This window comes from Paenibacillus sp. GM1FR, assembly GCF_002803315.1.
Taxonomy (GTDB): domain Bacteria; phylum Bacillota; class Bacilli; order Paenibacillales; family Paenibacillaceae; genus Paenibacillus; species Paenibacillus amylolyticus.
Genome location: NZ_MKZL01000059.1, coordinates 59,476 through 72,576, shown reverse-complemented (window position 1 = coordinate 72,576; position 13,101 = coordinate 59,476). Strand labels below are relative to the sequence as shown.

The 13,101-nt window shown below is 45.9% G+C and carries 13 protein-coding genes; 7 read left to right on the top strand and 6 right to left on the bottom strand.

The window, feature by feature from the left end:
* Positions 1 to 103 precede the first annotated feature (103 nt).
* Together PAEAM_RS26405 and PAEAM_RS26400 are read right to left on the bottom strand one after the other, a co-directional pair.
* On the bottom strand, positions 104 to 1,153 hold the full coding sequence (locus PAEAM_RS26405) for an HD-GYP domain-containing protein (protein WP_036609925.1): 1,050 nt from the start codon (positions 1,151 to 1,153) through the stop codon (positions 104 to 106).
* A 124-nt stretch (positions 1,154 to 1,277) separates the two neighbouring features.
* Positions 1,278 to 2,024: a molybdenum cofactor biosynthesis protein gene (locus tag PAEAM_RS26400; protein WP_036609923.1), complete on the bottom strand. Its 747-nt coding sequence runs from the start codon at positions 2,022 to 2,024 to the stop codon at positions 1,278 to 1,280.
* A gap of 120 nt (positions 2,025 to 2,144) precedes the next feature.
* On the opposite strand from PAEAM_RS26400, the gene PAEAM_RS26395 reads away from it, so the two are divergent.
* From PAEAM_RS26395 to PAEAM_RS26365, 7 genes are all read left to right on the top strand, one after another.
* A complete protein-coding gene (locus tag PAEAM_RS26395; RefSeq protein ID WP_100529469.1) occupies positions 2,145 to 3,575 on the top strand; it encodes a bifunctional metallophosphatase/5'-nucleotidase in 1,431 nt (476 codons plus the stop codon).
* 73 nt (positions 3,576 to 3,648) lie between these two features.
* Positions 3,649 to 4,770, top strand: coding sequence for an HD-GYP domain-containing protein (locus tag PAEAM_RS26390; protein ID WP_036609917.1), 1,122 nt, complete (start codon positions 3,649 to 3,651; stop codon positions 4,768 to 4,770).
* A 220-nt stretch (positions 4,771 to 4,990) separates the two neighbouring features.
* A complete protein-coding gene (gene yfkAB / locus PAEAM_RS26385) occupies positions 4,991 to 6,127 on the top strand; it encodes a radical SAM/CxCxxxxC motif protein YfkAB (RefSeq protein ID WP_100529468.1) in 1,137 nt (378 codons plus the stop codon).
* Positions 6,128 to 6,173: 46 nt separating this feature from the next.
* On the top strand, positions 6,174 to 7,526 hold the full coding sequence (locus PAEAM_RS26380; RefSeq protein ID WP_100529467.1) for a hemolysin family protein: 1,353 nt from the start codon (positions 6,174 to 6,176) through the stop codon (positions 7,524 to 7,526).
* 278 nt (positions 7,527 to 7,804) lie between these two features.
* Positions 7,805 to 8,044, top strand: coding sequence for a spore coat associated protein CotJA (locus PAEAM_RS26375; protein ID WP_036609912.1), 240 nt, complete (start codon positions 7,805 to 7,807; stop codon positions 8,042 to 8,044).
* Positions 8,034 to 8,309, top strand: coding sequence for a spore coat protein CotJB (locus PAEAM_RS26370; RefSeq protein WP_036609910.1), 276 nt, complete (start codon positions 8,034 to 8,036; stop codon positions 8,307 to 8,309). The genes PAEAM_RS26375 and PAEAM_RS26370 overlap by 11 nt, the downstream gene beginning before the upstream one ends.
* A gap of 98 nt (positions 8,310 to 8,407) precedes the next feature.
* Positions 8,408 to 8,977, top strand: a complete 570-nt coding sequence (locus PAEAM_RS26365; protein WP_036669914.1) for a manganese catalase family protein — start codon at positions 8,408 to 8,410, stop codon at positions 8,975 to 8,977.
* Between the two features lie 191 nt (positions 8,978 to 9,168).
* Here PAEAM_RS26365 and PAEAM_RS26360 read toward each other — a convergent pair whose 3' ends face one another.
* The 4 genes from PAEAM_RS26360 to PAEAM_RS26345 all read right to left on the bottom strand — a co-directional run bounded on the left by PAEAM_RS26360 (position 9,169) and on the right by PAEAM_RS26345 (position 12,765).
* Positions 9,169 to 10,161, bottom strand: a complete 993-nt coding sequence (locus PAEAM_RS26360; protein ID WP_076252338.1) for a 3-oxoacyl-[acyl-carrier-protein] synthase III C-terminal domain-containing protein — start codon at positions 10,159 to 10,161, stop codon at positions 9,169 to 9,171.
* A 54-nt stretch (positions 10,162 to 10,215) separates the two neighbouring features.
* The gene (locus PAEAM_RS26355; RefSeq protein ID WP_036609902.1) at positions 10,216 to 10,566 is read right to left on the bottom strand and encodes a hypothetical protein; all 351 of its coding nucleotides are present in this window, start codon (positions 10,564 to 10,566) and stop codon (positions 10,216 to 10,218) included.
* Positions 10,567 to 10,752: 186 nt separating this feature from the next.
* Positions 10,753 to 11,121 (bottom strand): carboxymuconolactone decarboxylase family protein, encoded by a 369-nt coding sequence (locus PAEAM_RS26350; RefSeq protein WP_017689521.1) that lies wholly within the window; start codon positions 11,119 to 11,121, stop codon positions 10,753 to 10,755.
* A 12-nt stretch (positions 11,122 to 11,133) separates the two neighbouring features.
* Positions 11,134 to 12,765, bottom strand: coding sequence for a thiamine pyrophosphate-binding protein (locus tag PAEAM_RS26345; protein ID WP_100529466.1), 1,632 nt, complete (start codon positions 12,763 to 12,765; stop codon positions 11,134 to 11,136).
* Positions 12,766 to 13,101 lie beyond the last annotated feature (336 nt).

The window sequence follows — 13,101 nt, the reverse complement described above, 5'->3', positions numbered from 1 at the left end:
AGGGAAGCCGATTACGGCTTCCCTTTTGTCATATGCCAACCTATGAGTTGGTTATTTCAGTTACTATGGGGTTCTTCGTATACATGCTGTGTACAATGAACAGTTACTGTACATAAATCTCAACGATAGCAATATCTCTTTCTTTCGCTAAATCGATAAAGGCCGTAGAGGTCTGAACGAGTGGTCGGAAATAATCCGCAGGATTATTCATGACAATGAGTCCCGTCTGACCCGTGGTGAGCAGAACCCTTTTACCGATAAAATTAGGCAGCATGTGCTTGATCAGTTCCTGCGTTGCTTCAGCATTTAACTGACCAAAGCTGAGGCTGTACAGTTCACACAGAACAGAGATCAGTTCCTGTTTGGTCTGGTACACCCGATTGGTCGTCATGGCGCTGTAAACGTCTGCTACAGCAGTTATACGGGCATATGGGTGGATCTCGTCTCCTCGCAGTCCATGAGGATAACCACTTCCATCCTCGCGCTCATGATGTTGAAGTGCAACCATTGCCAGAATTTCATCCTGCGTGGATTCTTTAATGATATCGTACCCATAGAATGTGTGTTTCTTCATTTCGTCAAATTCTTCCGTGGTCAATTTACCAGGTTTATGTAAAATCTCAGAAGGAATCTTGGACTTGCCGATATCATGAAGATATCCTGCTTTGGCTACAGTTAGACATTCCTCGGGGTTGTAACCCATCCAGCCGGCGATATAAAAAGCGAGCATTCCGACTTGCAATGAATGGTTGTACGTATAATCGCTATCCCCGTCAAGCATAAGCAACAAGGAGACAACATCTTTTTGTTTTTCCAACTGTTCTGTTAGGGTAAACAAAATCTCATCGACCTGTGTCTCATCAATAAAACCCTTCTCCATCGCTTGTTGAAATAGAGATTCAGTACCTTTGATCGTATCGTTAAACAAATTAGTTAACAGACGGGTTTGATCGGAAGGTAAGGTTTGTGCATCAGAGTGTAGGTCGGATGGTGTGTGTTCTACATCTGCGTACTCGATTCCATGTTGCAACAGTTTGGATAGGTCATCTTCACTGAGGGTGGAACCTTTCATCAGCATGTGGAGACCCGAACTGTTGTATACATCATTTTGTAACAGGTCACCCGGTTTAAGATCAGTAACATGCACTCTCACGTATAAACCACCTTTTCTCGACTAATATCGACACATATAATTATAATAACAAGAAAAAAATGGGTTGACAACGACTTATTTACTATTAACCCACTCTGTCTAAAAAGGTGTAAAGGCTCATTGTTTAGTTCTCCATGGGGTTCCATGGTCCTAATTGATGCCCCTTCCATTCAGATCCATCTTCCCAAATTTCCTTTTTCCAGATCGGAACGGTCTGTTTCAGTCTCTCTATGGCGTAACGGCTTGCATCATAACAGTCGTTGCGATGAGGCGAGGAAACAGCAATGACTACACTAATCTCTGCCACATCTACTTTGCCGATTCGGTGACTGATTGCACATAACACACCAGGCCAGCGATCGGAGATTTCCACACCAATGGCTGCCATCTGAGAAAGAGCCATCGGCACATAGGCCTCGTATTCAAGATGAACGGTGCGCTGTTCACCGGTCATTTCACGAGTTGTACCTACAAAAGTAAGAGCTGCCCCGTGATTCGGGGTAATCACTAGCGCCGTTGTTGCTTCCACGGACAAAGTGGATTCTGTAATTAGAAATAAGCCATCTTCAGTCCGATGCTCTGGAACGGTAGAGCGAAGCTGTTCATCGGATATATCCGTACCATCGCCTCCAGAGACGGGAGGGATCAACGCAAGTTCATCTTCTGAGCTAAGTATAGTATCGGCAGGAGCGTACTGCTGGTTAACTGCCAAAAAGGATGTCCTTATCTGAGAAGCTGCCTCTGGGTAGGCCAGACTCAGTTTTTCTTTTAAATCGGCAGCGGTTGGAATATCTCCAATGTACTCAAACTCCAGAAGGGATGTATTTAAACGTTCTGCAATGCCTGCAAATAGTTGAATTGTCAATTTCATAGATATGACTCACCTCTTTTTGATCTCTAAACCCTATAAATATATCATAACGACGCGGAAAATGTTATGCTTATCCATTAGAAGAATGAACGTTTATTGAAGAGCAGGGGAGGCGGTGTGATGAGCACCAGGGAGAAGCAAAAGTTAACGATTCTGCACACCAACGACATTCATAGCCACTTCGGCTCCATGAGCACCATCGCCGCTATGATCAATGAGGAACGTGACCAAGGTGGCAACTTCCTTGTATTGGATATCGGCGATCATATGGACCGGATGGCCGTTGAAACAGAGGGAACACTGGGTACGGCTAATGTTGATGTTATTAACCTGACGGGCTACGATGCCATTACAATCGGTAACAACGAAGGACTAACCTTTACGCCAGCTCAGCTCTCACAGTCCTACGCTGGACTTCTGTGTCCTGTGGTATGCAGCAATGTTGTGGAGCAAGATACTGGACTTGCGCCAGTGTGGATGAAACCTTCTCTAATTGTGGAGAAAGGTCCATTTCGCGTTGGTCTGCTGGGGGCAACGGCCCCTTTTACCACGTTTTACGAATTGCTCGGGTGGGATGTTCTGGACCCTGTGGAGTCATTAAGAGCTCAAGTGGAAGCATTACGTGATGAAGTAGATGTGGTGGTTATTCTTTCTCATCTGGGGCTTTCGACAGATCGGAGACTGGCGGAGCAGATTACGGGAATTGATGTTATTCTCGGTGGACATACCCATCATGTTCTCGAAGAACCCTTAGTCATTGGTCAGACCGTGCTGGGTGCAGCTGGAAAATTTGGCCAATGGCTTGGGAAAGTGGTTCTGGAACGAACAAGTGTGGGAGAACCTCTCCAACTGGTAAGTAGCGGTTGTATGGCTGCCAAGAGTATATTACTGGATGATCAGGTCGCGCTGGCAATCGCTACGAATCGTACGGAGGCTGAAAGGACACTCAATCAGACGGCAGTGATAACGGATCGGGTGCTGCCCATCACGTACGACCGGGAATCCCCGTTTGCTACCTTGCTTGCACAAGCTGTTCGTCATTTCACGGGGGCACAGCTGTCTCTGGTGAATGCAGGTCAGCTTCTCGGAGATCTTCCACAAGGTAATATTACAAAAGGAATGTTGCATTCCCTATGTCCATCTCCTATAAATGCTTGTACAATATGCTTGAGTGGAAGTCATATTCGTGAAGCACTTGAGCAGTCCTTGTTGGACGAGTTTTCAGGTAAGCCCATTGTGGGATTTGGTTTTCGTGGTCATATTCTAGGCACGTTATGTATGGACGGAATGGAAGTTCAATACAACCCAGATGCGCCAGCCTATGAGAAGATCCAGACCATATCCATCAATGGGGAGCCTATGGACGAACAATGTGAGTATATCGTTGGGACACTGGACATGTTTACGTTCAATGTGGGGTATCCTCCTCTTGCTCATGGAACCCGTACGCTCTATCATCTTCCGGAATTCATACGCGATTTGCTGGAAACGGAAATAAAACGACCAGGGGCTCTGGACGACAGCCTGCGAGCCCGCTGGCATCAAAGCTAAATTTAAAGTGCTTGCCTTCTGCTGAAGCGGCGGCTAGTGGTAATTACATCTACGGAGCGGGAGAGGATAGGCTGTGCGTTTAGTACATATAAACTTATTGCAGCCTGGCATGAAGCTGGGGAAACGTATTTATAGTGAAGAAGGCCTTGTATTACTTAGTGAGGATGTAGAGCTAACCAGTCGATTGATTGGACGCCTTAAGGATCTCGGAGTCGGTTATGTGTATATTAAAGATGCTGCGACAGAGGACATCATTGTTCCTGAAATGTTGCAGGAAGAGACCCGAAGGAAGGCACTGGTAGAGATCAAGCAGCAATTTCAGAGCATGTCAGGACTGAAAACCAAAAATCGGATTCCTCATTTCGGTAAAGCGCTTAGTGGTGTGATGAATGCGATTCTGGAAGACATCGGCAGTCAGAAGGAAGCCATGATTATGCTGATGGACATGAACTCCAGTGATTTTGACCTGTATAATCATTCGCTGAATGTATGTGTGTATACACTGGTTCTTGGTGTCGCTTCGGGTTACACACGCCAGCAATTAATGGAGATTGGTCTGGGTGCCTTATTGCATGATATTGGCAAGACACAGATTGCACCAGAAATTCTGCATAAGCCTTCCAGATTAAGTGACGAGGAATTTAAAATCATTCAGCAGCACACTACATATGGACATCGTATTCTCAAAGACGAACCAGGTATACCGCTTCTATCTGCACATTGTGCATTGCAGCACCATGAGCGAATTGATGGCAGCGGATATCCCTTTGGGCTGAAGGATAAAGAGATTCATGAGTATGCCAAGTGGATTGCTCTTGCTGATTCGTATGATGCCATGACAACGAATCGAGTCTACAAGCAAGCCTTGCTGCCACATCAGGCCGTAGAGGTGCTGTATACGGGCTCAGGAACACTTTATGAACAACGAATGCTGGAGAGATTCAGGGATTGTGTAGCGATCTACCCCGTGGGTCTATCGGTCACGCTCAGTACGGGAGAGGTTGGGGTGGTCGCAGCGATTCATCCACGTGTTCCTCAACGTCCACTTATCCGGGTGCTCAAGGATGCCGACGGCCAGACCTTATCTTCGCCCTACGAAATTAACCTGTCTACAGCACTGTCTGTGATGATCACAGGTGTAGAGGGTCTGGAGGATACACCTTCATCTGCCCAAAGTGAACGGTTGGAAAGCTGAACAAGCTTAGAAATGATTAGCGCTCATGTCGTAATATCGGGGCCGTTTCGTGATTCGGCCCGGAGTTACCTGAGTGTTTTTTGTCATGTAATGGACAGGGTCTACGTATGCCGGAGCATTCAAAATTGTGCTATGATAAAAGATAACTCCAAAAAGAGAAACACAAGGTATGATGTAAATAAAACTTTTTAGGTTAATAAAAGGAATAAGGTGAAGAACAATGACCATGCTAAACTCAGGATCGGTACAACCGATGCCTTTATCTCCAACGAATGATCCGTGGGATCCGATTGGCTCTCTGCGTACATATGGACGCCATGTGTTGACCAGTGTAGAAATGACTGTGACACATCTGTGCAACATGCGGTGTGAGCACTGTGCCGTAGGAGATATGCTTACGATGCGTGAAGCGCCGGCTCTTCCATTACCGCTGATGCTGAAACGATTGGATGAAGTGGAGCATCTGCAGACGATTAGTCTGACGGGTGGCGAGCCAAGCTTTAGCCAGAAAACAGTGGATGAGATGATCATCCCGCTGCTCAAATATGCCAAGGAACGTGGAATCCGTTCCCAAATCAATTCCAACTTAACGCTGGATATCAGCCGATATGAGCAACTTTTGCCGTATCTGGACGTTATGCATATCTCATTCAACTACCTGAATGCTGACGATTTCCATCAAGTCGGATTTGCGAATAGTGGCAGACCTGTGAAACGTGAAGTCGCGGTGAAGATGTATGAGAAAATGATTGAAAATTCCCGCAAATTAAGTGAAGCAGGCATGTTTATCTCTGCCGAGTCCATGATTAACTTCCGTACACACGACAAGCTGGATGGTATTCATCAATTGATTCGTGAGATGGGCTGTGTTCGTCACGAAGTGCATCCAATGTATAATTCGAACTTTGCTTCGTCGTTGCCCGTGTTATCACTGGACCATATGAGATCAGCGATTCATCGTTTGCTTGATGCACGTGACAAAGATATGTGGATGCTCTTTGGTACTCTGCCATTCTTCGCGTGCAGTACAGCAGAGCAGGATCGGGAACTGATCAATCGACTATACAGCGAACCAAATGTGACAGTGCGTAATGATCCGGACGGACGCAACCGCGTTAACGTCAACATGTTTACGGGCAATGTATATGTGACGGATTTTGCGGACATCCCGGCGTTTGGCAACATTCGTGATCGTAAACTGGATGATGTGTTCCATGAATGGTCAGCTGAACATCCGTTGAATCAAACGGTAAACTGCCATTGTGATATCGCATCCTGTTGCGGACCAAACCTGCTGGTGGCAGATATGTATTACAAGGGTGTGGATTTCAAATCGAGAAAGGCAATCACACGTTGATATTCCAGGTGTATTCCTGAAATAGATAGAAAAGGGGAGTTTCAACTTGGATATTCATACCGAATTTCATCTTGGGCAGCTGGTATTTAATCTGGTCTGTGTCTTTTTGCTCGTATTTTTGAATGGCGTATTTGTCGCAGCGGAATTTTCGCTTGTGAAAGTAAGGCAGACACGCTTAACTCAATTGCAGAGTGAAGGAAATCGTATGGCTGGTTATGCACTGAAGGTGAATAGTAAACTGGATTCCTATCTATCGGCAACTCAGTTCGGGATTACGCTGACATCGCTTGGACTCGGGTGGCTGGGAGAACCGGCCATCTCCGAATTGCTCGTTGAGCCACTCATGTTTAAACTTGGTGTAGGAGATACAGGGCTTATTTCGACCGTGTCGGTCATTATCGGTTTTTGTATCATTACGTTTCTGCATATTGTGCTGGGTGAGCTTGCACCTAAATCGTTGGCAATTCAAAAAACAGACGGAGTGGCATTGTTTTTATCTGCGCCCTTGCTGTTGTTCTACAAAATCTTCTTCCCGTTCATCTGGGTACTGAATGTATCGGCCAATGCATTGCTGCGTCTGGCGGGTATCGAACCTGCCAGTGAAGGCGAAGCTCACTCGGAAGATGAACTTCGTATTCTGATGAAGCAGAGTGCCAAAAGTGGTGTCATCGATAAAGATGAGATCAAACTGATGGACAACATCTTTGATTTCTCCGATATGTTGGCACGTGAAGTGATGCTGCCTCGCACAGACATGGATTGTCTGTACACACATATGTCTTTGGAAGAGAACCTGGAGATCATTAATGCAACCAAACATTCCCGGTATCCCGTAGCAGTAGAAGACAAGGATGAGATCATTGGATTTATACACATCACCGATCTGTTGCTGGCTAAACCGGAGCAACAACATGATCTGGCTTCACTTGTCCGTCCAATCTTAAACGTTCCTGAATCGATGGAAATCAGCCATGTGCTGCGTCTCATGCAGAAGAAACATTCACAGATGACGCTGGTTGTGGATGAATATGGTGGCACAGCTGGATTGTTAACTGCGGAAGAAATTCTGGAAGAGATCGTTGGAGACTTGTATGACGAGTTTGAGGACGAGCGTCCGCATATGGAACGGAATGGAGATTCATTTTCCGTTGATGGTCGTTCGCTTATTGAAGAAGTTCATAAGTGGACCGGAGCCATCATTGAGGATGAAGAAGTGGATACAATCGGCGGATGGTTGTTTAAAGAGCTCGGGGGCAATCCATCCAAGGGGAAAACGCAGGAGCTGAATGGGTACGTTTTTGAAGTGGAAGAATCGACTCGCTTGCGAATTACCCGGGTTCGAGTGTACAAGAAATCTGTCCCTCAAGACATGAATTCGGAAGAAAATCCAGCAGAATAGTTCTCTTTGCAGGAGCAAGATGAGATGAACAAGAGCGAGTCATGACGCAGATTACGGAAATCTGCAAGGATAGAGACCTTCGGAAGTTACCTGAAAGGGGAACGAACCGAAGGTCTTTTTTTTATTTTAAATAAGAATTTGGAGAAATTCTGCACATAGTTGAAACGAATTTCGGATTAACTTCGGGGACAGCGTCATATGGATATAGAGACGGGAAGCGGGAAAGAACTCAGTGTTATTCAATATGCACCAACGATGTAATAAGGAGGCGTTGTTTTGTGAAAGATCCGCAGCTTCGTGCTTACGCCCCTTTTGTGGGGCCGTTTGATCCTTGTCCGCCAGTAGCAATTCGGACGTATCTGGTACCTCCGCAGTTATTTATTCCATTTCAGCCCATGGGCTGGCCGCAGTACAGCCCGGCGGAAGCGTTGAGATTGGGAACCTTATGGCCTGCATTATACAGCCCTTATACACCAGCCAGATCGAAGGGAAGGAAGGTGGAAGTGGATGGAACCTGAAGTGCCGAAACCCTGTGACGCTAAATACTACGAATTGCTTGAAGAACTTCAGGCGCTGGATTTCGTGTTAGTGGAACTGAATCTGTACCTGGACACCCATCCGGGAGACTTCCAAAGCATTGAGCAGTACAACAAGTTCAGCCAGGAGCGAATGAGGGTAGCCCATGAATTTCAGCAGTTGTATGGACCGTTGATGAACTTTGGTCATGCCTTCTCCAAATATCCGTGGGAATGGTCTCAGACGCCCTGGCCATGGCAAGTGTGACACATCAGCCTCAGGCTTCCTTGCATGACTTTAGGGACAGGAAGCCCGAGGGTTAGAAGAATGGCTGTATTTTGATAACGTAGAGGGAGGCGTCTTACATGTGGGTGTATGAGAAAAAACTGCAATATCCCGTGAGGGTTAGTAAATGTGATCCTCGTATGGCGAAATTGCTGATGGAACAATATGGCGGTGCCGATGGGGAGTTGGCCGCTGCCCTTCGATATCTGAATCAGCGTTATACGATTCCAGACAAGATTATCGGTCTGCTGACGGATATTGCTACAGAGGAATTTTCTCATCTGGAGATGATTGCCACCATGATCTACAAGTTGACCAAGGACGCGTCGGTGGATCAATTGGAAGAAGCGGGACTTGGGCCGAACTATGCTCAACGCGATTCTGCCTTGTTTTATACCAATTCCTCCGGTGTACCCTTTACAGCTGCCTACATTGCTGCAAAGGGTGATCCAATTGCGGATCTGTACGAGGACATTGCAGCAGAAGAGAAAGCCCGGGCTACATATCAATGGTTGATCGATCTGACCGATGACGTGGATCTGCAGGATAGTCTGAAGTTTCTAAGGGAACGCGAGATTGTGCATTCCTTGCGTTTCCGGGAGGCTGTAGAGATCCTGAAAGACGATCGGGAGACAAAGAAGATTTTCTGAATGTATTGGTATAAAGCAGAAGTCTGGCAGTCCGATAGGGCTGCTTTTTGCTTTGAGTTAACTGCTATGAGTTAATAAAGCCCGAAGCAGTGTACGTGGTGTATTGAGGGTTGCTTTCAAATAAAAAGACGATCCTTTTTGAATTTAAAATAAAAGGGATCGTCCTGGTTATTATTTTGGTGAATTATGGCCTAATATTCAACTACCATGGCAACATTTTGCCACCCGGCTCCAACGGTCCAGAACAGAACTTTGTCACCACGCTGAATCTGACCGGTTGTAACCGCTCGATGTAATGCGATGAATGGACTGCTGGTTGAGGTGTATCCGAACTCATCTCCGATATAGACGGCAATATCATCACCAATGCCGACGTTCGCGGATACAGCCCGAATGTTACTAATGGATAGCTGGGAGAAGCAGGCGGCTCTGATCTCGTCTGGTCCAATCTCGTTACGTATCAGCAAGGTACGAATGGACTCTGAAGCAGCATCCACACAGATGGAATCATCAAATGGGATGAATTTCACATGAAAGGCACCCGCATCTACACCCGTTTTGCCCAGCTTTGCCAAACCTTGTGCAGGAAAAAGAGAATTACCATACACGCAGGTATCCGTCTGATAGATTGAATCAATGAAACCGACAGCATGTTCATCCCGCTCTACAATAACCGCCGCTGCTGCATCACCGAAATTGGCGAAGTATACGGGATCATCGGGACTGGCGTGAGGAGCCACGTAATCAGAGCCGATGATTAATGCGCGGCGAATTCGAGGATTGCCCAGCATTTGCCGGCTAACTTGTTCGAAAGCAGCAGTCATACCCGCACAGTTGGCGTTGCTGTCAATACAGATCGTGTGAGAAGCTCCGTTAATCAGGCGATGGATCATCAGGGAATTCGTAGGAAAGATGTATTCTGGCGTTTGGCTTGCATAAGCAATCAGATCAATATCTGCACCGGTGAGTCCGGTTTTCTCCAGTAGGTTACTGGCTGCCTCATAGGCCATGCTTAGTGAATTTTCGTCATCGTTGTCAATTTTATAACGTGTATCACGACCAAGTGCCTGTAACAATCCACGAATATCTACACCTCTTGCATCAAAATGTTCAATATAAAAATCATTGTGCACCTTGGTTGCTGGATGATAGATATCGATATCTACAATACGAATTCCGGCCATCTTCATTCTCCTCTTGAGCGGAAGGGTGAATTCACAGCTTGTCCGCCTGGTTTATTAAGTGGTAACGGTAGATATGATTTCGAGATTGTCCAGACCGACTGATCGGCCGAGCCGGGACAATTGCATTTTTAGAATCGCGTTGTTCTCGAGGGTCAACACGACTTTTTTATATTCATCTTTTTTGAACAATTGAAGGCAGCCTTCCAGAAGAGGAACAATCTCCGGAGCAGTAACATTCAACTTTTTGCAATCGATGTTCAGGTCATACTCCTTGGTGTTAATAGAAGCGATCGTATCCTGATAGGCCGAGATGGAACGCAAACCGTCTTCTTGAGAGAAAGAACCCTCCAGTTCAATGTTTAACACCTTGTTTGGAACGTCAGTCTTCAGAATGAAATTTCCCATGCTTGATCTCTCTCCTTTAAATGAGTTAAGGCTATCCTGTTAGTGGATACACAGCCCATTGGGCCTCTGCCGAAAGCTTCTAAGATGCGAGCTGGTTCGAAGGATAATTTAACCATATTATAAAGGTAGGAATGTAAAAAGATCAATAAAAAAGTCGAATCATGTATAAAAATGTAGAAAAGTGAATTACTGTATTTCGTCCAAGGTGGCAAGCAAAATATTAAATGCACTTATAATGCGTGGAGCACCCACACATGGCGCCAGATGTAGCAATATTCCCTTGAGCTGATCTACAGTTACCCCGACACTCAGAGCCATCGTGTAATGTACGCCCAATTGTTCATACTGTCCTTGGGTGATCAACGAAGAGATGATAGCAACTTCCTTCCATTGATCCGTAATCGTGGTGCGCTGAAAGATATCCCCGTACGCCGTCCCCATGATAAATTCCGACAATTCGGGAAAATGTTCTTTGATGGGTGCGAGAGCTCTTGCGCCGTACTCACCAGATAGTTTCGCGAAACGGTCTAGTCCCTGAGCTACATGTTCACTCATGATATGCTCCTCCTAATTCAAATTTACGGTGCGGTGAGCTGTGGGTGGAATTTCATCTCGATCGGTCAGAAGCTCAATAACAGTTACCTGATTCAACGTCTGGGCTGTGTTCAACGCAGATGAGAATTCAGCAAGAGTCTCTGCTCGAAACGCAACCGCACCGAGAGATTCGGCGAATTTGGCAGCATCCATAGGAACTTCATATAATGTGCCATCAATTCTGCCTGTTGTTTTTTCCATTCCTTTGAGTGCCATGTCCAGTTGTTTGTTGTTAACGACAATGAAAATGACATTCAGATTGTTGCATACCGCGGTATTGATCTCCGTCCCCAGCATCATGAAACATCCATCCCCGGTGATACATACAACGGTCTCTTCAGGTGAGGCGGCCTTTGCACCTATCGCCATACCAATGGCGTTCCCCATGCAGGCAAAGTAAGCGTCAAACACAAAGCTGCCTGGTTTCTTGACTTTATATCGCTGAACCGCATGAAATCCATGGCTGCCATCATCAACAAACAGCTTATGATCATACGGAAGCAGATCGCTCATTCCATCTAGCACAGAAGCCAGAGACAGTTGGGGGAGATCTGGTAAAGGGACCGTGTAATCCATGGGTGCTGTGGTTCTCACAGGAGTAGGGAGGTCTTCTAATGTGCCCAGTAAATATTGCAGGTTGTCCTTCAAATCACCGGTGATATGTAAGGTTTGAGCGCTCAGAATCTTGCCTACAAATGTAGGATCAGCGTCAAATTGAATGAGGTGTGCCGGGTGATGTTCAGGCTTCAGATTGCAGAGGGTCATGTCACTTAGACGTGAACCGAGTACGATATAAAGGTCACTTTGGTTCAACATGTCGTCTGCATGTGGGAAACCTCCAACACCACAAGGTCCATGGTACAGGGGATGGTCCCACGCAATCGCTCCTTTTCCACCAGGAGTAGTAATGACGGGAATGTTGAACGATTCGGCCAATTGAAGCAATTCATCATGGGCTCTGGCGCGACTTACACCTTTACCAGCAATAATTAAAGGGCGATTGGATTGTTGAATGAGAGGAAAAATGCGATTCAGATTAGATACGCTAAGCAGAGGTTCCGGTTCGGGAATGACAATCCGGCATTGGGATAACAATTCGGTCTGTACGTCAAAAGGAATACAGAGGTGAACAGGGCCTTTATTAGGGCCGAGTGCAATGGAAAGGGCATGGTTCAGCAGTGTTCCGAAGTGATCTCCACGCTCAACCAGTTTGCTGAATAGCGTAGCAGGCCTGAACATTTCAGCCAGATCAGCCAGATAGGAAGAGGAATCCTGACACTGGGGTAGCCCCAGTTCCTGAATGGATTGATGACCCGTAATAAACAGTACAGGCAGATTGTTGGCCTTTGCATGGGCTGCTGCAGTAAGCAAATTGGTTCCGCCTGGACCGGATGTGGCAAAGGCAACGCCGAGTTTACCTGTCTGTAATGCATAACCGGATGCGGCAAAACCTGAGCTGGATTCATGACGGCCTGGAATGAACTCTAATCCGTAATCCACCATTTTCAGTACAGCAGGACAGATGGATTTACCAATAATACCAAAGACATGAGTAACGCCTAGATTACGCAGAGTTTCTGCCAAATAGTCCGCAACTGTTCTCATGCGGGACACCTCGCTTCATGAAATAGGTTATTAGAACCATACGCATATTCCATTTATTGAATGCAAGTTACAGTCTAAGGTTGTAAGAGGAAATATTCATTGTTATTAGGAAGAGTATCTTTTTTTGTGGTTTTTTGTCAACCTGTTTTTGTGAGTCTAAACTCCTGATTCTTAAGTTGGTAACGCTTTAAGTATTACTGGATAAAGTAAAAATAATTGGTTATATATCCCTGCAACGAATTACCCAATCACAACGAAGTTACAAATAATGTAAAAAAATGACTGTAAATGATGAATTTCAGACTCTAATAGCGACTTGAAAGCTAGAGATTTATC

Coding starts and splice junctions, on each gene's coding strand:
- PAEAM_RS26350 (WP_017689521.1), bottom strand. CDS start 11,121: ATGAGTGAACATGTAGCTCAGGGACTAGACCGTTTCGCGAAACTATCT.
- yfkAB (WP_100529468.1), top strand. CDS start 4,991: ATGACCATGCTAAACTCAGGATCGGTACAACCGATGCCTTTATCTCCA.
- PAEAM_RS26395 (WP_100529469.1), top strand. CDS start 2,145: ATGAGCACCAGGGAGAAGCAAAAGTTAACGATTCTGCACACCAACGAC.
- PAEAM_RS26345 (WP_100529466.1), bottom strand. CDS start 12,765: ATGAGAACAGTTGCGGACTATTTGGCAGAAACTCTGCGTAATCTAGGC.
- PAEAM_RS26360 (WP_076252338.1), bottom strand. CDS start 10,161: ATGGCCGGAATTCGTATTGTAGATATCGATATCTATCATCCAGCAACC.
- PAEAM_RS26400 (WP_036609923.1), bottom strand. CDS start 2,024: ATGAAATTGACAATTCAACTATTTGCAGGCATTGCAGAACGTTTAAAT.
- PAEAM_RS26365 (WP_036669914.1), top strand. CDS start 8,408: ATGTGGGTGTATGAGAAAAAACTGCAATATCCCGTGAGGGTTAGTAAA.
- PAEAM_RS26355 (WP_036609902.1), bottom strand. CDS start 10,566: ATGGGAAATTTCATTCTGAAGACTGACGTTCCAAACAAGGTGTTAAAC.
- PAEAM_RS26370 (WP_036609910.1), top strand. CDS start 8,034: ATGGAACCTGAAGTGCCGAAACCCTGTGACGCTAAATACTACGAATTG.